30 protein-coding genes are annotated in these 25776 nt (G+C 35.5%); 18 read left to right on the top strand and 12 right to left on the bottom strand.

Annotated elements, in window-relative coordinates:
• Positions 1-140: 140 nt before the first annotated feature.
• The 3 genes from SPD53_RS13475 (at position 141) to SPD53_RS13465 (ending at position 3991) form a co-directional block, all read left to right on the top strand.
• Positions 141-1331 carry a S1C family serine protease gene (locus SPD53_RS13475; protein WP_156855369.1) on the top strand — a complete coding sequence of 397 codons (1191 nt, stop codon included), beginning with the start codon at positions 141-143 and terminating at the stop codon, positions 1329-1331.
• A gap of 503 nt (positions 1332-1834) precedes the next feature.
• Positions 1835-3550: an ABC transporter ATP-binding protein gene (locus SPD53_RS13470; RefSeq protein ID WP_336252868.1), complete on the top strand. Its 1716-nt coding sequence runs from the start codon at positions 1835-1837 to the stop codon at positions 3548-3550.
• Positions 3551-3658: 108 nt separating this feature from the next.
• Positions 3659-3991: a DUF3889 domain-containing protein gene (locus SPD53_RS13465; RefSeq protein ID WP_336252867.1), complete on the top strand. Its 333-nt coding sequence runs from the start codon at positions 3659-3661 to the stop codon at positions 3989-3991.
• A gap of 45 nt (positions 3992-4036) precedes the next feature.
• On the opposite strand, the gene SPD53_RS13460 is transcribed toward SPD53_RS13465, so the two are convergent.
• Complete coding sequence (locus SPD53_RS13460) at positions 4037-4576, bottom strand: GNAT family N-acetyltransferase (protein ID WP_336252866.1); 540 nt, start codon at positions 4574-4576, stop codon at positions 4037-4039.
• Positions 4577-4935: 359 nt separating this feature from the next.
• Here SPD53_RS13460 and SPD53_RS13455 point away from each other — a divergent pair, with 359 nt between their 5' ends.
• The gene (locus SPD53_RS13455) at positions 4936-6105 is read left to right on the top strand and encodes a TraB/GumN family protein (protein WP_336252869.1); all 1170 of its coding nucleotides are present in this window, start codon (positions 4936-4938) and stop codon (positions 6103-6105) included.
• A gap of 233 nt (positions 6106-6338) precedes the next feature.
• Positions 6339-7562, top strand: coding sequence for a hemolysin family protein (locus SPD53_RS13450; RefSeq protein WP_336252865.1), 1224 nt, complete (start codon positions 6339-6341; stop codon positions 7560-7562).
• A gap of 150 nt (positions 7563-7712) precedes the next feature.
• Here the strand turns inward: SPD53_RS13450 and SPD53_RS13445 are convergent, their stop codons facing one another.
• Positions 7713-7853, bottom strand: a complete 141-nt coding sequence (locus SPD53_RS13445) for an aspartyl-phosphate phosphatase Spo0E family protein (RefSeq protein ID WP_232334324.1) — start codon at positions 7851-7853, stop codon at positions 7713-7715.
• A 144-nt stretch (positions 7854-7997) separates the two neighbouring features.
• Here SPD53_RS13445 and mobB point away from each other — a divergent pair, with 144 nt between their 5' ends.
• Both mobB and rlmH read left to right on the top strand, forming a co-directional pair.
• Entirely contained in the window at positions 7998-8510 is a 513-nt protein-coding gene (mobB, locus tag SPD53_RS13440) for a molybdopterin-guanine dinucleotide biosynthesis protein B (RefSeq protein WP_336252864.1), read from the top strand.
• Positions 8511-8525: 15 nt separating this feature from the next.
• The gene (rlmH, locus tag SPD53_RS13435; protein ID WP_336252863.1) at positions 8526-9005 is read left to right on the top strand and encodes a 23S rRNA (pseudouridine(1915)-N(3))-methyltransferase RlmH; all 480 of its coding nucleotides are present in this window, start codon (positions 8526-8528) and stop codon (positions 9003-9005) included.
• On the opposite strand, the gene SPD53_RS13430 is transcribed toward rlmH, so the two are convergent.
• The gene (locus SPD53_RS13430; RefSeq protein ID WP_336252862.1) at positions 8913-10649 is read right to left on the bottom strand and encodes a recombinase family protein; all 1737 of its coding nucleotides are present in this window, start codon (positions 10647-10649) and stop codon (positions 8913-8915) included. The genes rlmH and SPD53_RS13430 overlap by 93 nt on opposite strands.
• A gap of 74 nt (positions 10650-10723) precedes the next feature.
• On the opposite strand from SPD53_RS13430, the gene SPD53_RS13425 reads away from it, so the two are divergent.
• The 4 genes from SPD53_RS13425 (at position 10724) to SPD53_RS13410 (ending at position 13840) form a co-directional block, all read left to right on the top strand.
• Positions 10724-11290, top strand: a complete 567-nt coding sequence (locus tag SPD53_RS13425; RefSeq protein WP_336252861.1) for a hypothetical protein — start codon at positions 10724-10726, stop codon at positions 11288-11290.
• A gap of 160 nt (positions 11291-11450) precedes the next feature.
• On the top strand, positions 11451-12119 hold the full coding sequence (locus tag SPD53_RS13420) for a hypothetical protein (RefSeq protein WP_336252860.1): 669 nt from the start codon (positions 11451-11453) through the stop codon (positions 12117-12119).
• Positions 12120-12180: 61 nt separating this feature from the next.
• Entirely contained in the window at positions 12181-12534 is a 354-nt protein-coding gene (gene mntA / locus SPD53_RS13415; protein WP_336252859.1) for a type VII toxin-antitoxin system MntA family adenylyltransferase antitoxin, read from the top strand.
• A 154-nt stretch (positions 12535-12688) separates the two neighbouring features.
• Positions 12689-13840, top strand: coding sequence for a phospholipase D-like domain-containing protein (locus tag SPD53_RS13410; protein ID WP_336252858.1), 1152 nt, complete (start codon positions 12689-12691; stop codon positions 13838-13840).
• 86 nt (positions 13841-13926) lie between these two features.
• Here SPD53_RS13410 and SPD53_RS13405 read toward each other — a convergent pair whose 3' ends face one another.
• The 6 genes from SPD53_RS13405 to SPD53_RS13380 form a co-directional block, all read right to left on the bottom strand.
• Positions 13927-14724 carry a hypothetical protein gene (locus SPD53_RS13405; RefSeq protein ID WP_336252857.1) on the bottom strand — a complete coding sequence of 266 codons (798 nt, stop codon included), beginning with the start codon at positions 14722-14724 and terminating at the stop codon, positions 13927-13929.
• 32 nt (positions 14725-14756) lie between these two features.
• A complete protein-coding gene (locus SPD53_RS13400; RefSeq protein ID WP_336252856.1) occupies positions 14757-15470 on the bottom strand; it encodes a hypothetical protein in 714 nt (237 codons plus the stop codon).
• Entirely contained in the window at positions 15460-16641 is a 1182-nt protein-coding gene (locus tag SPD53_RS13395; protein ID WP_336252855.1) for a nucleotidyltransferase domain-containing protein, read from the bottom strand. Before SPD53_RS13395 ends, SPD53_RS13400 begins: the two co-directional genes overlap by 11 nt.
• A gap of 185 nt (positions 16642-16826) precedes the next feature.
• Positions 16827-18344: a recombinase family protein gene (locus tag SPD53_RS13390; protein WP_336252854.1), complete on the bottom strand. Its 1518-nt coding sequence runs from the start codon at positions 18342-18344 to the stop codon at positions 16827-16829.
• Positions 18344-18520 (bottom strand): hypothetical protein, encoded by a 177-nt coding sequence (locus SPD53_RS13385; protein WP_336252853.1) that lies wholly within the window; start codon positions 18518-18520, stop codon positions 18344-18346. The genes SPD53_RS13390 and SPD53_RS13385 overlap by 1 nt, the downstream gene beginning before the upstream one ends.
• A 257-nt stretch (positions 18521-18777) precedes the next feature.
• The gene (locus SPD53_RS13380; RefSeq protein ID WP_336252852.1) at positions 18778-19140 is read right to left on the bottom strand and encodes a helix-turn-helix domain-containing protein; all 363 of its coding nucleotides are present in this window, start codon (positions 19138-19140) and stop codon (positions 18778-18780) included.
• Between the two features lie 125 nt (positions 19141-19265).
• Between SPD53_RS13380 and SPD53_RS13375 the strand changes: the two genes are divergently transcribed.
• The 3 genes from SPD53_RS13375 to SPD53_RS13365 are packed head-to-tail and all read left to right on the top strand — an operon-like array spanning position 19266 to position 20320.
• Complete coding sequence (locus tag SPD53_RS13375; protein WP_062351146.1) at positions 19266-19556, top strand: hypothetical protein; 291 nt, start codon at positions 19266-19268, stop codon at positions 19554-19556.
• 14 nt (positions 19557-19570) lie between these two features.
• Positions 19571-19879, top strand: a complete 309-nt coding sequence (locus SPD53_RS13370) for a hypothetical protein (RefSeq protein ID WP_077216085.1) — start codon at positions 19571-19573, stop codon at positions 19877-19879.
• An 18-nt stretch (positions 19880-19897) separates the two neighbouring features.
• Positions 19898-20320, top strand: a complete 423-nt coding sequence (locus tag SPD53_RS13365) for a hypothetical protein (protein ID WP_062351153.1) — start codon at positions 19898-19900, stop codon at positions 20318-20320.
• Positions 20321-20489: 169 nt separating this feature from the next.
• Here the strand turns inward: SPD53_RS13365 and SPD53_RS13360 are convergent, their stop codons facing one another.
• Positions 20490-20687 (bottom strand): hypothetical protein, encoded by a 198-nt coding sequence (locus tag SPD53_RS13360; protein ID WP_062351156.1) that lies wholly within the window; start codon positions 20685-20687, stop codon positions 20490-20492.
• Positions 20688-20951: 264 nt separating this feature from the next.
• Between SPD53_RS13360 and SPD53_RS13355 the strand changes: the two genes are divergently transcribed.
• The 4 genes from SPD53_RS13355 to SPD53_RS19875 all read left to right on the top strand — a co-directional run bounded on the left by SPD53_RS13355 (position 20952) and on the right by SPD53_RS19875 (position 22823).
• Complete coding sequence (locus SPD53_RS13355) at positions 20952-21524, top strand: HNH endonuclease (RefSeq protein WP_336252851.1); 573 nt, start codon at positions 20952-20954, stop codon at positions 21522-21524.
• 131 nt (positions 21525-21655) lie between these two features.
• Positions 21656-22111, top strand: coding sequence for a hypothetical protein (locus tag SPD53_RS13350; RefSeq protein WP_062351162.1), 456 nt, complete (start codon positions 21656-21658; stop codon positions 22109-22111).
• Positions 22112-22180: 69 nt separating this feature from the next.
• Positions 22181-22348, top strand: coding sequence for a hypothetical protein (locus tag SPD53_RS13345; protein ID WP_336252850.1), 168 nt, complete (start codon positions 22181-22183; stop codon positions 22346-22348).
• Positions 22349-22607: 259 nt separating this feature from the next.
• Positions 22608-22823, top strand: coding sequence for a DUF7695 domain-containing protein (locus tag SPD53_RS19875; protein ID WP_062351165.1), 216 nt, complete (start codon positions 22608-22610; stop codon positions 22821-22823).
• 455 nt (positions 22824-23278) lie between these two features.
• Here the strand turns inward: SPD53_RS19875 and SPD53_RS13340 are convergent, their stop codons facing one another.
• Positions 23279-23821, bottom strand: a complete 543-nt coding sequence (locus SPD53_RS13340) for a hypothetical protein (protein ID WP_062351168.1) — start codon at positions 23819-23821, stop codon at positions 23279-23281.
• A gap of 726 nt (positions 23822-24547) precedes the next feature.
• The gene (locus SPD53_RS13335) at positions 24548-25534 is read right to left on the bottom strand and encodes a replication-relaxation family protein (protein WP_336252849.1); all 987 of its coding nucleotides are present in this window, start codon (positions 25532-25534) and stop codon (positions 24548-24550) included.
• Between the last annotated feature and the right edge of the window lie 242 nt (positions 25535-25776).

Raw genomic sequence — 25776 nt, 5'->3', positions numbered from 1 at the left:
CAGGGACATTGGGGTCAGAGCACTTGTCCCACTGGGACAAATGCTCTGACCCCAAATGTCCCAGTCTAAAAGGCGTTATGAAGAAGCGATTTTTGGTAATACTACATGTAAGTAAAGAGAGATATAGAGGAGGTTAGGGCATGGGTTATTATAAATCGAGGGAGCGCAGGAAATTATACTGGCTCACTCCCCTGCTTTTAGGTGTCATTATCGGTATTTTAATTGTCTCAGTCGCGCTTCCCGAACTAATGAAAGCAAATCTGATTCCCCAAACAACAACAGACCGAATGACAGAAACAATTCATGACGGGCTAGATGGACAGCCGCAAAATACATCTGTAAGCGTCGACGTCTCCACCCAAATAACGGAGGTCGTGGATCGGGTTACCCCGGCCGTTGTCGGTGTAACAAATATTCAAAAGGAGAATCATTATTGGCTGGAGGAAGGTTCCGTTGAAGCTGGAACTGGTTCAGGAGTTATTTATAAAATAGAAGATGGAAATGCGTATATTGTAACGAATCACCATGTCGTGGAAGGAGCCGATCAGATTGAGATCGTCCTCTATGATGATACCCATCTCGATGCGGAAGTCGTTGGCAGTGATTTATTCAGTGATCTAGCAGTAATTCGGATGCCAAGTGATAACGTTCAGGAGGCAATTGAAATTGGCGTATCCGGCAATGTAAAGGTTGGTGAGCCGGCAATCGCCATTGGCAACCCTCTTGGGCTTATGTTTTCCAGCACGGTTACGCAAGGTGTAATTAGCGGTACAGAGCGAACAATCCCCCAAGACTTTGACATGGACGGGCGCCCTGACTGGCAAGCAGAGGTTATCCAAACAGATGCCGCGATTAACCCGGGAAATAGTGGAGGCGCACTTATCAACATTTACGGCCAGCTCATTGGCATTAATTCGATGAAGATAAATGAAGCAGCTGTAGAAGGACTTGGATTTGCAATTCCGATTGACCATGCCTTGCCAATCATGCAAGAGCTTGAAACAACGGGAGTAGTCGAGCGCCCCTTCCTTGGAGTTGAAGTTTATTCGTTAGATGAAATCCCCCATCAAGAATGGGAAAATACATTATCATTGCCAAGTGATGTAACCGGGGGTGTATATATTTGGAGTGTCCAGCCACTGTCCCCTGCCGATCAAAGCGGACTCGAGCGGCTCGATGTTATCGTTGAACTAAACGGCGAACCAATTACGAATGTCATTGATCTAAGAAAAATCCTCTTCCAAGAAAAAGAAATCGGCGACACCCTAACCATCACCTACTACCGCGGCGGCCAGCTACACGAAACCGAAGCAACCCTCACCGCTCAGTAGTGGGACATGGGGTCAGAGCATTTGTCCCAGAAAAAAGAGGTGCAGTAATCCAAATTACTGCACCTTATCCACTGAACTTTCTGTCAAACACACCCTATTATCCACAGAAAAAGCGAACTTATTAACATTCCGTGGATAAAATTCCACGCAGAATCTATATATAGTAGTAAAAACTTGTTGCGTAACAAAATAAGTAGGAACACTTGTGCATATGTGGATAACTTTGGGGATAATCACATGGTTTCAACAGGAAAAACTGCTTATCCACGATTTATCCACGGGAAAACTTTCCCCAACGTGAATAACATGCAACAACTTTTCACTTACTCACAACCAATAACCTTCTTTCTTGAATCTCCCTCTAACAAAGCATATAATTTCAAGTAGACTTTTTAACAAAGGCGCTTGCGCCGGACGTGGCTAGCCCTCCATACAAAAGTTATCACAGCATTTTTACTTTATAGTTTCTTATACAATAAAAAAGGAAAAGGAAGTGCATCACGTTGATACGACGTTTTTTCTCTTATTATAAGCCACATAAACGGCTATTTATTGTCGACTTCTCGGCAGCGATGATTGTGGCTATTCTCGAGCTTGCTTTTCCACTCGCCGTCCAGTGGTTTATCGATGACCTCTTGATGGGTGACGACTGGAATATCATACTAACAGTTGGTGCGTTGCTTTTGGTTGTTTACATCGTCAGCACCCTGCTTCAATATGTTGTAACTTACTTTGGCCATAAGCTAGGAGTAAATATCGAAACGGATATGCGGAATGAATTATTCCATCATGTACAGAAGCAGTCTTTCCGCTTTTTCGATAATACGAAGACCGGCCATATGATTAGCCGGATTACGACAGATCTCTTTGATCTCGGAGAACTTGCCCACCATGGGCCAGAGGACTTTTTCATTTCGATTATGACATTTCTCGGTGCATTCTTTATTATGTTCACGATTAACCCAATGCTCGCACTTATTGTATTAATTACCATTCCAATCCTCATATTCCTCATTTCATACGGGAATATTCGCATGAATCGTTCGTGGAAAAAGATGTATGAGGATATTGCGGATGTGAACGCCCGTGTGGAAGATGCTGTTTCCGGTGTGCGTGTCGTTCAAGCATTCACGAATGAACAGTTTGAAATGGACCAGTTCAATGAAAATAATAAAAAGTTCCGCCGCGCAAAACTGGGAGCGTACCGCGTGATGGCGACGGTTCACTCGAACATCTATCTGCTCATGCGGCTTATGACGCTGCTTGTGCTCGTATTTGGCGCCTGGCTCACCTTCAATAACCTCTTAACGTACGGGGAACTAGTCAGTTTTATTCTTTTAACGAACGTACTCACAACCCCGATCAATAAAATTACTGCCCTTCTTGAGCTGTATCCGAAAGGCATGGCTGGTTTTAAACGATTCACTGAAATGCTTGATGTGGACCCGGATGTGAAGAATAGACCAGACGCAGTGGAAGTCGAAAAACTTCAAGGTAATATTGAATTTAAAAATGTGACCTTTGGTTATGAGGAAAATAAGCCAGCTGTACTCGATAATTTAAATTTAAACGTACACGCAGGAGAAACTGTGGCTTTCGTAGGTCCATCAGGTGCCGGTAAAACGACGATATCTTCCTTGATTCCGCGCTTTTACGATGTGGATGACGGCAGTATTTTTATAGATGGTATGGATATCCGCGATATGACGAAAGAGTCTCTTCGTAAAAATATCGGCGTCGTTCAGCAAGATGTTTTCCTATTTACAGGGACACTAAAGGAAAATATCGCTTATGGTAATCTTGATGCGAGCGATGAGGAAATTTATGAAGCAGCCCGCCGTGCTCATATGGAAGAATTCATTGCAGAACTTCCAAACGGTTATGAAACACAGATCGGTGAGCGTGGACTCAAGCTTTCTGGTGGACAGAAGCAGCGGATCGCGATTGCTCGTATGTTCCTCAAAAATCCGCCTATCCTTATTCTCGATGAAGCGACATCTGCACTTGATACAGAGACCGAGCGGATTATTCAAGAATCTCTGAATGAGTTAGCGGAAAATCGGACAACACTTGTTATCGCCCACCGTCTTGCAACGATTAAAAATGCAGACCGTATCATGGTTGTTACGAAAAATGGAATTGAAGAACAAGGAACCCATGACGAATTAATTGTACAAAATGGCATTTTTGCAAGGCTCCATAACGTCCAAATGAATTAAGAAAAAGCATATCCACCCCTCTTTAAATAGAGATGGATATGCTTTTTCTATTTTTTCCTCATAAATTGTCTCTAAAAAACACAACCTATATAAAAAGGAGCTGATGATATGTGGAAATTACTACTCGCCATTCCTCTCATGCTTTTCTCAATTAGTATCGTGACTAATCCAGCACCAAGCGAATTTGCTACGGCAGAAGAAGCCCCTTCTTATGCCAAATGGGGCCAAGTTGCCATGAAGAAAACGAAGGAAAAATATCCGGATGCTAAAATCATCGATTACTTGCATATCGGTGCGATTACAAGAAACGGCGAGACGACAGAAAAATTTAAACTTTGGCTTCGCGGGAAAGATCGGGAATTCGGTGTCTATATCGACATCCGCTATACGAAAAAAACAGAGGAAGTCATCGACATCAAATTTCAAGAAACGGACCGATAATTCGTTCGACAACAATCGTCAAAACTCTGGGACGGGTCAGACTTTCTATTCCCATTCCGATCGCAGCATGCCGTAGACAACATGGTGGACAAAATGATCATATAGCCACTCAGCCTCACGAATTGTTCCTTCTTCCTTAAATCCGAGCCGTTCTGGAATCGCCCGGCTTCTCCGATTCTCGACAGCTGCACGAATCTCCATCCGATTCAAATCAAGCTCATAAAAACCGTAGTGCATCAACCCGCTCACCGCCCGGCTCATAATTCCGCGCCCTACCATATCTGTAGCGAGCCAGTAGCCGATATGACCAACACGGTTTGACCAGTCAACCAAATTAAATCCAATCATCCCGCAAAGCCTTCCTTTATAAATAATCCCACAGTTCAATGCCCGTTTTGCATTGTATGCGTCAAGCGTATGCTGAATAAATTTTAAACTATCTCGCCTTGTCTGTGTCCCGTCGACCCATGGTAACCACTCCCGGAGCTCCGTACGTGATTTTTCCGTCAGATTGAACAACTCAGCCGCATCTGATTCCTGAATATGTCTTAATGTAATTTCTTCATCCAACGCTAATTCAAGCATCTTACTCCCCCTCTTTATGCCGATACCCTTTACCAAGCTATCTGTTTAATTTCAATCATACAAATTTCCTTCTTAAAAAGAAAGACCTAATTTTAAAAAAGAACCGTCTAAAAAAGCACATTTTATTTCAATTTCAAGCAACGCTAGTTTATTATAGAAGTAATAAACATTTTTTCACGGTGCCATTGTCCGTAAATCTTTCTTATGATATAAGGAAAGAAATCAAATCTATTTTAGCGAAAGAAACAGTCACTAACCCCCTGATTTACTCCATTAACATTCAGGGGAAAAAGCAAAGACTTCCACTGAATGAGTTTCGTTTTATAATCATGCCTAGGATTAATTAAAGGAAGGAATCTATACTTGTGGATAATATAACGCGATTAGAAATAAACGGAAAAGAAATCATCCTAATCGGAACGGCCCATGTTTCCAAACAGAGTGCCGAACAGGTAAAAGATGTTATTGAACAAGAAAAACCCGACGCCGTCTGTATTGAACTGGACGAACAGCGCTATCAATCGATATCCGATGGGAACAAATGGCAGGATACGGATATTTTTAAAGTCATTAAGCAAAAGAAGGCATCCTTACTGCTTATGAACCTAGCCATTTCCTCTTTCCAAAAACGGATGGCAAAACAGTTTGGCATCAATGCAGGTCAGGAAATGATTCAAGGAATTGAATCAGCTAAAGATGTCGGAGCGGAATTGGTCCTCGCCGACCGGAATATTCAAGTCACCTTTTCACGAATCTGGGGAAATATCGGCTTCAAAGGAAAAGCAACTCTGCTTAGCCAAATCATTTTTAGCATCTTCAGTAATGAAACAATTACCGAAGAAGAACTGGAGAAGATGAAGCAGCAGGATACAATCAATGCGATGCTCCAAGAGATTACCGAGAGTTTCCCGAAACTTAAAAAACCATTGATCGACGAACGCGACCAATACTTGGCACAGAAGATTAAAGAAGCACCAGGTGACAAGGTAGTTGCTGTGCTAGGAGCGGCACATGTCCCTGGAATTACAAAAGAAATACATAAAGATCAAGATCTGAAGGCGTTGACGAAGCGGCCGCCGAAATCAAAGGCCCCAAAAATCATCGGCTGGACAATCCCAATTGTTATTATCGCCCTCGTTGTGTTGACCTTTTTCCAAAACCCAGATGCTGGTATGCAGCAAGTCTGGAGCTGGCTGCTCTGGAATGGGTCGCTTGCAGGTATTGGGACGATTATTGCGCTTGGACATCCACTTGCCGTACTCACGGCCATCGTTGCAGCACCATTTACATCATTAAATCCGTTTCTTGCAGCTGGTTGGTTTGCCGGATTAGTCCAAGCATGGATGAAAAAGCCAATCGTCCGAGATTTTGAAACGTTAGCGGATGACGTGACAAGTGTTAAAGGATTTTGGGATAATAAAGTAACCCGCGTCCTGCTTGTCATCGTATTGGCGAACCTTGGCAGTGCCTTAGGTACATTTGTTGCCGGAGCAGATGTCATTCGCCTATTCATTCAAAATTTATTCTAATAGAGGATGTTCAAAAAGTCCGGTAAAAATGACACTTCGAATTTCTTCGTTGGCTTGCTTTTCGTATGCTCACGTATCAACTGCATACGTTCCGCCACTCAAAGCTGCGCCGCCTCGAACTTCTCGGTCCTTTTTATCCTCCTTTTTGAACACAAGAAAGCACATTCCTTCGGGACCGGGTTTTCTTTTCTTTACCTAGACGTGATTTAAGTATCTTGAAGGAGGAAAAATAAGTGATCATTGCGATCATCGTTCTACTATTCGTTCTGTCGATTTTCTTCTCTGTGAGTGAGACAGCGTTTGCCTCGTTAAATCAGGTAAAATTACAGACCCAGGCAAAAAATGAGGACCGAAAAGCACAGAAGCTCCTGCGAATTATTGAAAATCCGGGTGAATTGTATATCGTGAACGTGATCGGCAATAATATTGTCGATCTTTCCATCATTGCCCTTGTCGTTTACTGGACATTGGATACGAATATGAACACGATTCTTGCTGTTACTTTTGTTATTTTGGCGATTATTATTTTTGCTGAAATCATTCCAAAAACAATAGCACGAGCGATCCCGCAGGAAATTGCATCAGCTGTATCCCCGATTATTCAAGGCATTATCAAAATACTAAAACCGATTATCTGGTTACTTGAGAAAATATCGCAACTTATCGCCAACCGTTTTCATAAAGAAGGAGTAGAGGAAGCCTCTATGTCAAAAGATGAGCTCCGGACACTAGTGGATCTCGCCGGACTGGAAGGGACATTCCGGGCGGATGAATCATACCGGATTAAGGGTGTACTTGACTTCTACAATTTAAATGTCCGTGACGTCATGAAAACCCCTCGTGTGGATATTGTCGCCTTGCCGATCTCATCCACCTATGAAGAAGTGCGCGATTTTGCAATTGATAACCGATTTACCCGTTTTCCCGTATATGATGAAGATATCGATAATATTGTCGGAATCATGCATACGAAATACTTACTCTCTTGGTCTGTGAACCCGAGCCGAAAATTGGAGGAATTTATTGATTCCGAACCACTAATCGTCTATGAATTTCAGCCGATTGAGGAGATTTTCCGAATGATGACGAAAGAGCGCAGACATTTAGCCATCGTGCTGGACGAATATGGCGGAACAGAGGGTATCATCACCCACGAGGATATTATTGAGGGAATGATTGGACTTGAGATTCATGATGAGATGGATGAGGAAAGTGAAGCATTGATTGAAAAGCTCACACCGACGAAAGTAGTCTGTGACGGGAAAGTCACGTTACACCGCTTAAATACGATATTCCAGACCGAAATCCCAGAGGAAGAAGATGTCCTTGCCGCCTACTTACTAAGTGAGTTCAAAGACTTTCCAAAAGCCGGCGACACACTCGAACGCGACAATCTTACCTTTAAAATCCTCAACGTAGAAGATCGTACCATTCGGAAAGTGCAGATTGTAAAATAGTAATACATACCTGTCAATTTTCCTAGTTTGTCATGGAGTTGAAAAATAGTCAGGAAAAAACCGAACAAATCAAGATGTTTGTTCGGTTTATTTTCTATGTAGGCCGATTCTCTAGTCTGTTACATGATTCCTACAACGAAGTTATTTTTCTTATTTTCTCTTTTGATTGAGTGTTGCTAATTGATTAAGCAATTGGTCAAGTTCCTGTGATATATTTATTAGTTTTTCATAAGTGGCATCATTCGTATAGGCCTCGTACATTTTCAATCGCTTATTCTCAATCTGGACCACCAATCTATCTTTCAGGTCCGCGATAAACGCATCACTCCTTTAAAGTGATACTATGTATATTAACCGTTTTTAATAAAAGTAAACAAAATACTTCTTTAACTAAAGGGAAAATAGCTTTACAGCAGGAATCAGGAGGGAAACAGTATGAAAATCATCCAAATTACCGGATACAAAAATAGCGGTAAAACAAACCTTTCGACCAAAATAATTGAAATGTTCACAGAAACAGGCCTAAAAGTAGGTTCCCTTAAGCACCATGGGCATGGTGGCATCTCCCTTGGATTTAGTAATACCGATAGTGAAAAACATCGCAAGGCCGGAGCGGCTATCGCAGGAGTCGAAGGAGAAGGAGTTTTTCAATTTTCAGCTCCTGATTTATCACTGGAGCAGCTTATTGATTTTTATGCTTTTATGAAAATAGATGTACTCATCGTGGAGGGATTTAAGGATCAACCATTTCCTAAGCTAGTACTTTTGTCAGAGAAAGAGGACCGGCATCTCCTTGATAGAGTGAAGAATGTAAAAGCAGTTGTGTCTTCTTTTACTTTAGAGGATGCGGCTGCGTATCCTACCTTTAAACGTGATGAAACGGATGCGTCCCTATCTTGGCTGAAACAGGATATGATAGATAATAAGAGCGACTACGCGTGGAAATAGAGAGGAAGAACAAAGATGAAAATAACGATCATTTCTGTCGGTAAATTAAAGGAAAAATATCTCAAGCAAGGCATTCAGGAATATCTGAAGCGCCTATCAAGCTATGCCGACGTTTCCATTGTCGAACTGGCTGATGAGAAAGCACCAGAAACGATGAGTGAAGCGGAGATGGAAACGGTGAAACGTAAGGAAGGCGAACGAATCCTCGGCGCTATTAAACCTGATACGTATGTCATCACGCTTGAGATTGAAGGAAAGATGCTGACATCGGAAGGTCTTGCCGCAAAAATGGATGAGCTTGCGACGTATGGTAAGAGTAAGGTTGCTTTTGTGATTGGTGGGTCGCTTGGGATTAGTGATGAAGTGCAGAAGCGGAGTGATTTTGCGCTGTCGTTTTCGAAGTTAACGTTTCCTCATCAGTTGATGCGGTTGGTTTTGTTGGAGCAGGTGTATCGGGGGTTTAGGATTATTAGGGGGGAACCGTATCACAAATAGAGGCAAAAACTGTTGCAGGTAAGGTGGTAATTCTTTATCGGAAGCGGGTATTGAAAACGTGTGTTCATTATCCGTTTCACGATATAACAAGTGGATTAGTATAAACGTTTTCGATATGTTCATTTCAGTAAAATCAAAATCAAGTTCTATGGCTTTTATAGTTCTAGATTTATCTATTTGCTTGATTGCGATATTATCAATTAACAACTGAAGTAATTGTTTTTGATTTTCTCTAGAAGACTCCCTATAAACTGACAGGAATTTTTTTAGTAACTTTTCGATCAACTCTGGTTGAATCACTTTGGAATCGATAGAACCTAATTGTATTATAACCTCATTTTTCTTCTGTTCTAACTCTCTTTTCTCATTGGAGACCTTTTGCAATCTTTCTTGTAGAATATCTATAGGGAGAGTATTTTTCTCAAATGCATCCATATACTTTGCCTGTAATTGTTCAATTTCTTTTAATCGTTTGTCCATCTTTTCTAGTTCTTTGTTAAGCTGACTTATCGAATGAGCAGAACTTGAACTTATGTCTGTGAGCGTTTTATATAATCTCTTCTTATTAGAACTAAAATGTTCGATTTTCTTGATAACCGTATCCTCTGCTTCATAAGCCTTAATAGAATTAGCCTTACAAGCAGCCGATCCTTTATTATGGAAATCACTACAGACGTAATAACGATGTTTCCGTTTCGTTCCATCTTTTCGTGTATGTGTTGTAATCGATGGAACCATTCCTTGACCACAATCAGGACAGCGTAAAAGTCCGCTAAGTAAAAATGGTTCGTTTGATTGTCGCTGCTTAAATGATTTACTTTTTCTCCTTGCTCGTACAACGCTCCAAAGTTCGTCTGAAATAATAGGTTCATGTTTTCCTTCTACAAGAATGGGATTTGGATTTTTCCCTTTCCTTCGTTTAGAATCCCAATTTTCAAATTTTAGCCAACTGATTTTACCGGTATATATTACATTGTCTAGGATTTGAGCTACACCATTGATGGAAAAGTATCGGTTACGTTTCGTCTTATACCCTGCTTTATTTAGATGGTTAGAAATTGCTCTTAGCCCTTTACCATCTGCATACATATGGTAGATTAGCTGGACTACTTCTGCTTCCTTTTCATTGATGACAAGTTCCTTCTTTACAGTCTCATATCCAAATACTATACCACCGTTCCATCGTCCTTCTAATGCCCGTTGTTTCATTCCCAGTTTTACGTTTTCTGCTAAAGTATTACGCTCCATTTCAGCAATAGAAGCCATAATTTGAAGTACTAGACGACCTATAGGACTACTGGTATCAAAGTTCTCAGAGTAAGATATAAATTTCACATTGTATTTTTCAAACTTATCTAGAATTGTGAGTGTATCTAGCATATTTCTTGAAAGTCGAGAAATTTTCCAAACTAGCACAGCATCAAATCTTTCATTTTCTACATCTTTAATTAGCCTTTTCATTTCTGGACGTCCTTTTACGGATTTACCGCTAATTCCTTCATCGACGTATTCGTCTACTACTTCCCATTTATAAACTTGAGCATATTGTCGAAGTGTTTGAAGTTGAGCGGATATACTGAAGCCTTCTTTTGCTTGTTCTTCTGTACTTACGCGGGCGTAGATAGCTACTTTGGTTATTTCCATATCTATTCCTCCTTCAAACTGATATTACAATGAAATTTTAAACAAGGGAAATAGGACTTCATGTTATATTATAAGTGAATGTTTTACTTAATCTGACAGGCTATAAAAAGGGATTATATTTATTTAGTAGTTCAGAGGGGAGTGAAGATATTATGGAAATTATAAAGAAATATTTAATTCAAATTCATTGGGAGGGGCCTTATAAATTTACGGATCTTGATTTATTAAAGAACGAAAAAACTGATTATGGGATTTATCAGATTTATGGTAACCATGTTGTCTATGGAGAAAACACCCTGTTATATATTGGACAAGCTAATCAACAGACATTTGGAACTAGAATATCACAACATTCATATTGGTTTGAAGATGAATTTTCCGTATATGTTGGGAGATTAAGTGCTTCAAACATTCCAACAGATGATATTTGGCAGGATGAAATTAATATGGCTGAGAGTTTGTTAATCTACGTGCATACTCCAGCTTACAACACGATGAATATAAACTCCATTAATTATTCTAAACTAGAACCTATACATATTCTTAACCTAGGAAAGTACAAAAATCTCCTCCCTGAATTGTCGGGGATTAGATGGATAAAAAAATTATATGATTTAGATGATATTTATAGATTAATATAAAGGAAAGTGGGTTAAAGAATACACTTGCACCTTCATTTATACCCAAGTTTGAAGATAGGGAGAGTAGATTGAAATCATAAAAAATGGAATCCCAGTAATAATTTATAAAAACAATGTTCTACTAAAAGAGTTTCCAACAATTAAAGAAGCTGCTCATTTCATGAAGGTAGAGTTAAAAAGAGAACTTATTCCTTGGTCAATTGTTAATAAGGGAATTCATGGAAATAAAAGTTATAAGCACATAAATGGAGAAATTTATAGTTTTAAACAAATGAGTGGAAGAGCGAGACATATTAATGCCATTGATAATCTGATTAAAGAAAATAAATTTTCGAGAACAGAGTTAATTGACTTTTTAAGTCAAAATCTAGAACAAGTCATTAATTTAAAACTTCAAATAACTGATCAACGTTTACGTGAATATCAATTGAGTCCCAAAGCATTGGGAGATGATTTATACTTCTTAACGGAGAGTTATCATCGGAAAAACAATTTATATAATGGTAAATACAGTATGGCGGACTTTATTACTCCGAAAGCATTACATATATTGCAAGAAAGAGAAAAAGCAAAACTAATTTTTGAACACATGGTTCCTAAAAATCTTTATTTAAAGCCTTTAGTGAAAAAAGCAAAACAAGGAAATTTGAAGTATACCGAAATCTATAGTGTACTAATGAAATTTTACTATACGTGTACTGTGACAAAGGATGAAGATAACTTGCTACCCTCAGCAAAAATGCAGGATGGTTGGGATGAGCAAAATCCTTTTTTCCGCTATCAACTAGCCGGTATCCATTTCATTGAAAATCCAAAATCGTTTTATTAATAATGAATTGTCTTCTACTTTATTAACTTACGGGATAGTATAGGATAGAAGGAAATTTATTATGAAAAAATCATTAATATTGAAAAATGGTGTTGATGATATGTTACCGAAACAAGAAATCCTTGATGAATTGTCAGAAAACCTAAAAACATGGAAAGAAAATTACGGTGTTAAGCGCATCGGTTTATTCGGTTCGTACAGCCGTGATAAACAAAATGAATCTAGCGATATTGATGTTGCAGTAGAATTTAACGATTCTGATTTATCTTTTGATAATTACATGGACTTAAAAATTGAACTTGAGGATCATTTTCACAAACAAATAGATTTAGTTATATTAAATGATATTAAACCTGCTTTAAAACAAGAAATTCTATGGAGCATTATGTATGTAAAGAGAAACAAGCAGGATTGATTGACTTTGTTATTAAAGAGTTCTAATTGCTTAACACCAATGGTCTGCTAGAACCCGCAGCTTTCTAATGGAATAATAACTTGTTACATAATGGTTATAAAGATGGCATAGGAGGTAAAATCTCGTAGACATAGTTTGGAGGGATGATAGGAAAATGCTTAAAAAGACTAACATAAACAATGGTGTTATTACTTTAAGTCATCATGATTATGGATATCAAGAGGTAATCGATGATTTCCCCTCTGCAAAGGAAATCATTATTGTTACTTTTAATATTTCTAAAAATGATACACGATTACTAGATGAATTGAAAATGTTAGATGAAAGTGTTTCGGTGACATTTATAACGAATTTACCGCAAAGACATGAAAAGTATTTTAGAAGTAATCAAATGAAGACACCAGCTGATCGGGCTTTAGAAAATATTAAAGACTATTTTAATCAATTAGATCGTGATAACTATAATTGTGATTTAACGGTTTATTTCTGTTATGAAAATCATTCTAAAATTATTATGACTGAAAATATAGCATATATTGGTTCAGGTAACTTCTCTGATGAAAGTAAAAATAATGTGGAAGCAGGAATTATACTTACCGATTACGAAGATATAAAAGCTGTAAAAAAACAATTAATACCAGAAATCATAAGTCGTTCTATTCGATACACAACTTCTTTTTATACCGTTTATATGGAATATGTAGCAGATTGGTTAGTTGAATGTAACGATTTCTTTGATCATTTAGATATGGGCATTTTTACATATGCTGAAGTTAGATATGCACTTGAGGAAAAGGTTCTCGACTTAACTAATGCATCCATATCTTATGAAAAATTAAATAGATTTACAGAAATGATAAATGAGGCTAAAGATTTAATACAAGTTATGATCCTTGATGAATTTGATCAATATATAGATATAAGTATAGTTCATAGAATAAACAAATTACTAATCTTACTAGATACCCAAGTTCAAAAATTAGAAGGTTTGTTGGAGGAATTAGCCAGTTTTGACTTTCAAGAATTGCAAATTAATTATGCACAAAAAATGCATGAGTACCATTCAGGAGATCCCGATGATTTAAATTATGCTTTCGAAGAAGGACAGCGGAAAGCCCATGAAGATTTTCAGGAAATAACTGAGCGATTTATCGGTTTAGATGGATATTTTGAAAGAATCCAATTTAGAATACCAAAGTTATTACAGTTGTTAGTTAATGAAATCGAAAATATTACTGATATCCTAAAAAGTGAAAGTATATATGAAAACCGTTCATCTATAAATAATACAAATAAAGAATTTTAAAACCTAACATCTGTGCAATGTTAGGTTTTCTGCATTAATCCTCAAGATTACATTTAATTTTTTTCTATTAATTCATGGGATTTTTCTTACAACACTTTATATCCCCTATTAAACATATAGTTACTTCGAGAGGCTTGATACACAACGATGTTTTCAAACCCTGTTCTACTGCCATTTTTAAAACACTTATTTATGATTAACTGATTATGATTAGTATTCGTGGTGCAAAATACATTTAGTTTCTTATAAATCTTGTGATAGACATTGGTTTTTCTTCTAATTTCTTTTATATATTCAGGGTTTAGAGAGCGATTGCTATCAATCTCGTTACCACTTTTAATCAAAATAGTAGGAAGATGAGCCTTATTTGTTGGAATTTGATTATTAGTAATTTCATAGGTATCAACCAGTATCAAATTCAACTCATTTGATGGATAATCCATATTCTTTTCGATGACATTAATTGATTGAGCTTTTTCTTCTACATCACTATCAACGATCACTTCAGGGAAAATATCCTTCAAAAGTAATTTGTATTGTAGATACATTGGTACTCTTACTAGGCTAACCTTCCCATAGCCAAGTATTTTGCTGGCCAACCAATAAACCCATATCGGATACTCGTTATACTTGTTTCCAGTGTTAAATAATTTGTCCTTATTTGCTTTTATTCTCCAAATATAAATAATTATAGATAAAACAACCCCGCCAATAAGAGAAATTACTCGTTCATTATTAATAATATTTTTTATCATCTCATCAAAATTTGATGTATCCATACCTATTAGAGAGAGAATACCATAAGCAATATCTTGAAGTGGGTAGAAGATACTTACTATTGCTGGTAACAAGATTAATAAACATTGAAATAGGACCTTATTCATTACCGATATCATCCCTTCATATAACTTTGTAATTATGCATATGGTATTAATTTTCGCATACGTTTCTGCACTTGATTTTCTTTCCACTTATCGTAATAAAGAGAAATAATATCTTTATCTATAGAAAATTCCTTTCGTGTCATCACATCTCTATATTCAACTATTTTTTTATGGAAAGAACATTTTGTTACTATGCGTTCACAACCACACGGACACTTCTTCTTATTACCTCTATTTGGTTTTTGACTTAATATATCCAGTAAGTTAATTACTTGATCAATATATTTAAGTTCAAAAACTTCCACATAATCCTGAATAATACCATCTATACCGTGGTATAACTCACCAAAAACAAAGTTTTCCTCACCTTGAAGTTTCAGTGAAATTGCATAAAAGTATGGAATCACACATGAATGAATGAAGCCATCTAAAGTAGGGTTGTCCTTAATACGTTTCTTTAAACTCATTGGCGATCCTAAACATAGAGATGAATCAGAATAAGTATGATAATCTAATGTTTTAGGAAATCTCTCTCCGATTTCATAGACAGTTGGAATCTCTTTTGGAAAAATTTTAGGGATGACAATCTTTATTAAAAACTCGTCCTTTATATTTCCATACGAGTCATCCGTTATATCAAAAGACAAGATCCCCTTAACTACGTACTCTTCGTTGTTTGAAGGAGCCAAAGACATTTGGGGGTTGCTATCTAAAAACCTTTCTAATTCCTTAATATTAATATGCATCACCCCAAGGCTTTGGTGGATTTATTGGTAAGCTTGTAACATTTCTCTGCTTGTCATTTTTAAGATTGTATGTCTTATTTAAAAAGCTTTTATCTATATTCAAAGAGAATTTATTATTTAAGATTAGACTAGCTGTTTCATAACTTTCCGTTTTTAATAAGTTGTTAAAATCAATTTTCGCTTGTAACAACCAGTTTTTGAAATTCCCTTCTAAATCTAATTTTTTCCCCTCCAACGTATCCCATCTGTCTGTAAAATCTTCATTGGGATTTACGGGATTAGGAACTCTCGGAGTACTTGAATTAATATATCTTGGCATGTTTTCCAATAGATTTATCAATGCTTCTTCTAAATTTAATTCTCCATTATAAGCTCTAGCTGCCAAAGTTGTTATAATAATAGAAATAGGCTTACTATCATCTTCTCCAAACATATTATCGCGATGTCTCTTTAACAATTGAATACATCTTTGAAGAATGGTTTTTCTGTTATAAATTGGAACAGGCGTTATTGAAGAACGGTTGTATAGTCCGAAGTCGCCTGTTGTCATTCGATTCTCAAACCATTTCAAATATCCTTCTGGATTACTAATATTCCAGTCTTGCGAGATGATGGAATAATTATCAAGTCGATCATCAGTTATGTTTATAGCAGCGTCAACCACAGATTTGTTTAAGGATTCATCATAATTAAAAGTATCTTCCAATTGTTTTTTGTAGACCGATTGCTTATCAATATTTAATGGTATACATGGAACTATATCTAAATGGAATTTAATCTCGTCCATATACTCCAATCTCCAACAGCGGTGCTTCTCTGCTAGTTCCTGCTTGATCCCCTTTGCTACACGATAACTTTCTAGTTCAGTACCGACCATTTCTTTTAATTGTTCCTGTGTAAACAAAGACTTAAAATTAGGGAAAATGACTTTACAACCCATGTCTAAATCATATTCTTCTTGTTCATTAATAGGTTTTATAGTAGTTCCTAATGCAAAAGAGCCTTGAGGAAATATGTTTATATCTAAATCTTTGAAAGAACTATTTTCTCTATTAACCCATTCTCCCAACGACTTATATCTTTGAATTGTTTTTTCAACAACATACTCAGGTAAATCTAGTTGTTCAATCATTTCTTCTAAAACACCTTTTTTATATATTGTTTCAGGCATTACAAATCCCCTTTCGTATTGTTTGTTAAATGGTGATGTTACCAACCGGTATACTAAATATAGTAACATAGAATATTTGTTCCCACAATATATAGTGATGTTAATGATCTATTAAAAAGATTTACTGTAAAATTAACGAATACTTTTGAAAGAGCAAAAAAGGAGAAAGGATGGCTTCCTTTCTCCTATTCCATAAATATATCCTCGTTATTAAATTTGAAAACAACATTCTTTATTGTGCGGTCTTTAGGTTTTTCCCCTTTACTGACATGGATTTCTTTAATAATACGGTGTAATAATAACTTTCTTTCTTCATCAGGAATTGCAAAATAGAAATCATTAAAGTTTTCAGTACAGTAATTAATAAGTTCATGGGATGTTCTACTATTTCTGAATTCTATCTGTTTAGTTATTTCTTTTAGGGCGTTATTATTTTCATTTAAGTTTTCTTGATGGATCATAAGTTTATCCATTAATAGTTCTTTGTCGATGGAGTATTTTTCATCGTTCATTAGGTCAATTACATTAGACATATCTTCCTTAATGCGTTTGATTTTGTTGTTAAGGTATTTAGCTTCTCTCTCTAAGGGTTGTAGTTCAAATGCTAAGCTATCATTTGTGGCATTTTCAATTGCAGGTGTTAGATTGAAACTACCTAGATATTGAAATACTTCATCTAGAACTTTTTCTTCAGCATATTCCTTCTTAACAAGGTTGGAAGAACAAGCAACTCTACCGCTGCTTTTATTTTTGCTACACTGATAATACTTATATTTTTGACTACTATTACCTTGTACCATCACTGAACCACATTCAGGACATTTTATTAAACCAGATAACGGATATGCACCCGGATGAACCTTCTTTGGAGTATAGCTTCTTGCTTTCAACATTTCTTGAGTCTCCTCCCAGAGAGAGGGTTCAATGATAGGTGTATGAATGCCTTTATGATAATCCCCTTTCCATTTAGTTATTCCAATATAGAGTTTGTTTTCTAATATTGTCTTAATAGCGGATGTTGTCCAGTAATTCCCTTTTTTTGTTTTGATGCCCTGCAGATTAAGGTTCGCTGCAATTTTCTTATATCCCCACATATTTTTGGTGTATTTTTCAAAAATATATTTAATAACTGTGGCTTCTTCGGGAATAATTTCTAACTCTTTATTAACTAATTTGTATCCATAAACTTGTCCACCTAGGAAACGCCCTTCTTCTGCACGTTTTTCCATTCCAGAGCTAGTTCTTAAATTAATAAATTCTCTTTCAAGTTCTGCAACTAATGACAAAATATGAACGAGGATTTTTGCGCTAGGATCTTCTGTATTAACATTGTCAGTAATAGAAATCATATGCTTATCAACTGAGTTAAGTCTCTTTAAAATATAGAGTGTATCTAAGGGATCACGAGATATTCTATCTTGTTTAAATACAATGATGTAATCTATATCATCGGATCTTAATATACTATTGTACATTTCTTTAAAGTTATCTCTACCCTCGAATGATTTACCTGACTTTAGATCATCGATGAATATATCTACTAATTCAATATCATTTTGTAAACAGTACTTCTCTATTTCTTCAATTTGTTTCTCAATTGATGTACTATCCTCGTCAGGATTAGGACTTCTTCTTGCATAGGCGTAGGCTCTTGATCTTTTATTTAATATTTTTTTATTTCTATTATTTCTTTTTCTCCTCATTATTTGGAGTCCCCTTTACGTAAGAATTTATTTTCCAATGTGGCAGAATGCTTAATAATAAGTTCAGAAAAGTGTTCAATAAAATCAGAAGCATTTACTTTCTCCACATCATCTTCGGTAGATAATATAGATTCGTAGTAAGCGTTATAATCAAGTAAGTCTTTATTTTTTTTCATTTTGAATCTTCCCTCTTAAAGTAAAATCCAAATTTTTGCCGGCAACCTCATTTGGTTGAAAACATGATACCTTCGAATTTTAATATTTTAAGAGTTTGTAAGGATTAAAATGAAGTTTTTATTTTCAGATTATTTAAACTAAAGAAATACAGTAGATAGTACAAAGTAAAAGGAGGATAAAAGTTAAGGGAGCAATCCACTATCAGATTAATTATTAGAATGAAAAAACAGAAGTGCCTTTATGACACTTCCGCTTTCTAGTCTTTAGTATATGGCAGTAACAGCGTATATAACCCTTTCTTCTGTTCAAACGATAAAGCTGAAATCATCTTACTTAATATAGCATCTAGTTCCTCTTCTGTATCTACATCATCTTCTTCACTTAATTCAATGTTTTGTAGCTTGCTTTCCCCTTCAAGTGCATACAGAAAATCACCCATTGATATATTAAGTGCTGTACAAATTCTTTCTAATAAGGAGAAGGTGATCTCTTGGTTACCACTTTCTATCCGCGATAAAGAAGGTTGAGAAAGACCAATTTGCTTTGCAAAATTAACCATTGTTAATTTATTTTCTCTTCTTAATCTACGTATTAACTTTCCTGCCTGAGTATCATCCATTAATTTATTTCCCTTCTCATTCTTCTATTTACTTAATCGTATTATTTTCTGGTTTTACAATCAATAGATACTATGTTATATTCGTAATATAAATATATTCATATTAAGAATAGAGGGGTGTTTAAATGATTGATGGTTTCCCAAGATTGGTTAATCAACTAATCGAAAATCGTTTGGAAAATATTATTACTAGTGAGGAATACGAAATGTTTATGGAGGGCATTTATCAGGATTTAGAGCAGAAGCTATCGTCAAGCATTAACGATCTTGATGAAGAGGCTAAGAATAATCTTATTGAAGATCTTAAATCAAATATATTTCAACAGGTATTCCAGCAGAGTAAGTTAACATATCGCGTGGCATTTAAAGATGCATTTTCATTTTTTGTAGATACATTATTAATACCTAAAAAATAAAGGAGATGTTTTTATTGTCATCTAAGAATCTTTATAGAGGGAAATTGGTTGTGGATCTTGTAACAGCTGTGGAAACAAATGATGTAGAGAAGGTTATGACGGATCAGGCACATGAAGGATTTGCAACAGAATTATTTGATGAAATAATGGCTCTTTTGGGTGCAAAAGGCTATATCACCCAGTCGATTGGGGCCACATTGGAAAATAAGGGCGTAGCGTATGACGTTGAATTAGAAGTAATTGAAAAGAATAGATTGGAATGCATAAGAAGGGCAGAATCAGTTTATAACAAGGCAAATCGAATAACGATTAAATTTGACTAAGGGGCTTTTGAGAAAATAATGGTTAAAAAAGCAGGAATGATTGAAATACCAAAAGCTTTATTTGAAGATGAGGAAGTAAGCACCAATCGTGGTGAATATATAATCCATTACATAATTGATGATGGCAAAGAAGTTCCAAGAAGATTGGTTCATCAATATGGGTATTATATAATTCCCCGAAGTATTATGGTGGAAGCAAAAAAGGGAACAATGCCCCTTGCAGATTTGACATTTCTTTTTGCGTGTTACTATGTTGCCTCTACTAATAGAAATAAAAGTATCCGAATGGATAAGGTTTTTGAATGTATAACGAGGAATTGGGATGAATTTCGAACGCATAACACTGCCCAGCGTTTCAGCTTTACATTATCTAATATGGACAGATACAAAAAATGGATCAAAGAACATGAACATAATAGCAAATACTCTGTAAAGTATTAATTATATAGGAGTTTCCAACTGGAAGCTTCTTTTTGTGAGATATGATTCATGTACGTATATGAATTTTCACATATTATCGGTACGGAATTTATGTAAAAAGTCCTGTTGTAAAAGATTCCGTTGGGAGGATTTGGATTGTATGAAGTATTTACTGACTATTATCCTCAAGTTACCTTTTTAAAGGAATATAATCCATTTCGAATATATCTGTGTATTCTAGAAGACGATTTTCCTGTCCAATTATTTGTCCAATCTTTTCTGTGTTTAAATAATTAAGATATTCCTTTGCTTCTTTGAAATCCTCAAATACTATACCTATAGCAACATGATCTCTAGCATCAAAGCCAATTACAACGTGTCTTTTCATTACTTCTGTCCCCATTCCTTTCTACATACCGAAAATATAGAATGCCCCGTTCATAATTGTTCCCTAAACTATTGTCCTTGTCTCCTGCGTTCATTTTGCTCTTACTTTATTTACTACTGCTATTATAACTATTAACTTATAAGATTTATAGACTATTTCCTTATCAGGTCAGTTAGTGGTCATAAACGGTTAAATTAAAGACATTAGAAATTATTATTCTTTGGATAGCGGTTTGAATGTATCGTTATCTTGGAGGTGTTTATATTGGGTGTCAGTGTAGGTGATGCTTGCAGGCTGTATAAGAAATGTAAAATATGCAGAGAAACTAAATATGTAAAGGAATTTCAAGCTAAGGGTGGAAGAAAGGCTAATCCAACAAAGAGAAAATCATTTTGTCGGGATTGTAAAGATCGTAGGCATGAGGTAATTTTAGGTCCAAAACAAGAATATAGTTTCGATACATCTATTCTAGATGCGTCTAAGGAAATCATCATACGTGGGCGTAGTGCAAGTAATTATAGATATGAAAACATAATAAACTATAACAGAGCAAAGAAACTAGTGGAAGAAGGAGCGGCTGGTATAGTACATAGTACATTAATTCATAATTTCTTCAATTGGAAATCATTAAGGCAATTTGTATTAGAACGAGATAGATATACTTGTCATTACTGCGGTTTATACGGTGATACAATTGATCACAAAGTTCCTAAATCAAAAGATGGAGCTAGTACACCTTTTAACTGTGTTTGTGCTTGTCTTGAGTGTAATCTATATAAGGGTGATATTGGATATAGCGAATATATAAATAAAGGGAAATTAGTTGAACAAGGTTAAACGGTTTAAAACAGTTTCTTAAACGTTAAATAATTAACTTTCAGCTTGTTAGCAAATAAGAAAAGTCGATAATGAAATGAGATATAACATAATTGCTTTAAGATTAAAGTAGGAAAGGATAGAGTTATCTTATGACAGAAAATAAGAGAAAGTTTGAATGGGTGGATAAGTGGGCAAAGATGACAGGTGAACGCGCAAGGATTGATGCAAAAGTCCATAAGACTGCTATTGTATATAGAACGGAACAGGGATGGGTTAAAGAACATTACGATGGTACAATTGAAAGAATTAATACCGAAGAAAATAGAGGTGGAAAAATCCGAGAGATAGAACGAATAAATAGAATTATGTCACTCATACAAAGGATTTGGGAAGAGCAACCGGACCTACGATTTAACCAATTAATCTCTAACTTGCAATATATGTATTCTTCGCAAAACGAAGGATATGGTCAAAGAATGATGATAGAAAAGGAGTCATCTGTAGATGAAACTGAATCCTCTTATTTGGACTTTTTCTACTTAGAAGATAAAGAGTGGGAAGCATTCTTGCAAAAGATAGTTGATGATCAAAAAAAGGATAATTAGTGATCATTATCCTAATACATTCTCATTAGAAGATAAAATACGGATCAGAGGGATGTACCGTGTTGTGTGATGTTCTTAAAAAAACGTGATTTAATATTAAAAATTGCAGATAAGCATGGAATTGGTAATGTACGGGTATTTGGTACGGTAGCAAATTTTGAGGATGGACCAAAAAGCGACCTTGACTTACTTGTTGATATTGAAAAATTAGGGCATCCAACTGGCCAATATAAATAACAATAAAATTTGGGAGCATTTAAATATTAGAAAGTGTAAGTGGTTTTAAGTCCATCGATTCTAGACATTATGATATATTTTATCATTCAATGCATCATTTTATAGTTTAACGGCTTCAGCTAATACATCTTGCTTTATACTCCAATGAAGGAAATTTTCTGTGACGACATCAATTTTTACGCCCAGCATATCTTCAACTTCATGTTTGAATTGAATGAAATCAAATAAACTTCTTCTAGGTGGAAAGGAATGATACTAAGTGAAAAGGGTATTAATAAACAAGGTTCGTTGTAAAAAGTGCGACGATATTATCGAATCAAAACACAGTTATGACTTTAAAAGATGTAGTTGTGGAGCTATATTTGTAGATGGAGGGAAGAATTACCAGCGATATGGCTGGGGGATGAACCAGACTGAAAATACAAGACTTGAGGATTATATAGATTTTAGTTATTCAGTTTATGAAGATGATTGAAGATAGGATTCTAGATGAAAGAGTCATATAAAAGTTAAGCTCTTGGACTGCTCTTATGTAAAAAGTAGCTTCAGTACGGGATTTATGTAAAGGGTTATCAAGTGATCCTGTTATACGTAATAAAAGAATGAAGAGAGTGGTCGGCCAACGGCTTTAAGATTTGCTACATAAGGGACTCTCCTAAATCTACTAAATATATGCCTTTATATAATCTATTAAAATAGAAATTAATAAGATGTTACCCCTGTTTAAAGAAACAGGAGCAACCTTTCTATTCCTATAACTGGTTACTAATTGTGGCTAATATTCTAGTTGAACTTTAAAGATTCTATTTTGCATAAGACTGTATTGGTCGATGTTTTACGGATGACCTTCCTCTGGAAAGTCTTTTTGTTTCTCTCTGCCCTTTTTTCAGAACTATTATGTGAATTCCATACACCAAGATTGATGTAGTGTTATAAAATGCCCATCAATGATTTTTTCTCATACTGTCTTAAAAAATCATAAAAACGATAGTTATCTAACTCACGTAATTCAGTAATAAAATAGCCGCCACGTCTTTTATTAAACATTGTTTCCTCCTCATCGCTATAGACAACATCCACTAACTCAAATTGATTATTCCAAATGACATACACAAAGTTACCGATGTCGTACCACTTGCTTCGTTCATGTTTGATTAGTGTTTGGTTTCCAAGGAAAATGGAAGGATGAACTTCTGTTTCAGTCTCAAATATCTCAGCAATGTGGGCTAATAAATGAGTGTCAGTAAAATAATGCCCCCAGAAAGAGTATAACCCTTCCCCTTTCCAGCGGATATCCAAATCTATATCTTCCAAATCAATTGGATCGTATTTTAAATCTATCATCAAGAACTCGATGACTTGACTTTTCAAATCTTCTATTGATGAGGCAAAGAATTCACCTTCTATATTATCCTCGTTAACATTGAGCATTTCTTCATAGAGTTCCTTTTGCATATTTTGACTTAGTTCCATTACAAAGCTTCCTTTCCATTTGTTTTTGATGCAGTGATTTTAATGTAAAATGAATGACATATTTGCATTAGGTTGACAATTTTAGCTATCTTTCCTCCTTAGATATTTGAAATATTATACTTTCTTCTATTTCTTATTCGAAGGGGGAATAAGAAAACAGCCTAGTTTTATGGAAATAATTAATTGTTAAAGCCAAAAGGAGAAGTCACAGTAGTTATTTTTTTCCTTTCCCAAGTTACTAATAGTGTTTACCGTTTAATTTCTGAATAGAAAAGAAGTGTTCTCCCCTTTTAAAATGGATAGCCTAAGCATCTAGCAGCACTGTTATGACTTTTATTCCCTCGACGCCTTGTCAAATAAGATATGGTAACAATTAAAGGTAACTAATAATAGATACTAGGAAGAAGAAAAGAACATATAAGTTAGAGAAAATACTGGAACAGCGAATGTCAGTCATGGTATCCATTATTGGTTACCAATCGTATGATAATCGCAATTTATAGTGTGGAAAGTTAATGTATAAGTTTATTACTTAGGATAATGGTTACTAATATTCGTAACGAATAGGAAAATGGTGAAGAAAATAAAGAAGATTAGGATGAGACAAGTATTGATATTTCAGAGGTTAAACGTGGTTTCTATTAATGGTAACGTATATTGTAATCTATTCAGAATAATTGTAGTTTATTATGTATGCAGTCATTCGAAATGAATGACTGGTGGGGTTTAAAACCTTGTTAGTACGTTATCAATTGCCTTCTCATTATCTCTTAACGGATGAATAATGAGCATCAATCCGGATTCATCTAATCTTTTCTTTATTGCGGGATCTGCGACAAATCTCTTAATAATATTATCCCCTCTTTTTATACCGTTCGTAAGTTTAGAGCGGTTAGAGAAACTACTATCTGCGATAACAAGGTCCATGATATGAAGTTCCTCTTTATTTCTCTCAGCTAAAATTGCATATTTAAAGACTTTTTCTATCAATGTTTCGATGGGTTCAGTCCCCATATCCAACTCAATATTAATATAGGCATTTTTAGCTTTTTTCGATTGTAACTCAATGATCCAATCGGGTTTTACAAAGGTCATCGTTTTACCAAATGTACTAGAGTTTCCATTCATGTGTTTTGCTATATAAGAATGATAAGCGCCTTTATTATGGCGATGCCAATTTTTCTCTTTCCGTATCCATTCAGTGTATTGAAAGACCGATGGTGAATGGGAAAATAAAGTTATATCATAAAAGCCAGTATATTTAATTTCATTTGAGGCCTCACCCTTAATGACTTTGGCATGAAGACTGTTCAATATGTTAATGGCTGCCTGCTGAGTAGCTAAAAAGTGCATCAAATTCTTCTTTTGGTTAAACTTGTAGATTTTTGATTTATTATAGGATTGGTCTAATAAATTATATTTAATAAGCAAATCAATACCCTTACTACCTATACATAAATATTTAAATCGTTCTCCATCAAATCCCTCACTATAATTATAACCACGGATCAAGTAGTAATCTTCGAATTTACGAATTCGGTTTTTAAAACTGTATTCCTTTATTCTAATTTCAAATATTTTTGTAGCAACTTGATATAGTTGCTGCATTGTTAACATCCTTTGTTGTTCTAGAAAAGCTAAAAGTTGTAAGTCAGTTTTAGATAATTCTAATCGTTGTTTGGTATTTTTCTTTAATATTATCCTATCAGGCATAATCTCTCTCCTTTCAAATTTTGGGGTGAATATTTTTTCTATTGTAGAACTCTTTTTATTCCTCCTATCTACCTACTATTGTTTGGCCTCAATATGTCAGCTTAGACCGTGCTAATTCTACAAGTAATACACTTCCTACAAGTAATGAGATTGGAATGCTATATTGAAAAGATTAACCTACATTACTTGGGTAGTTGATTGTTAAGAGGAAGTGATCTTTTAAATAGTGTACTTTCAAATTT

Source organism: Oceanobacillus sp. MO10714A (assembly GCF_037072045.1).
GTDB lineage: Bacteria > Bacillota > Bacilli > Bacillales > Amphibacillaceae > Oceanobacillus > Oceanobacillus indicireducens.
This window is presented reverse-complemented; position numbering and strand designations above follow the sequence as displayed.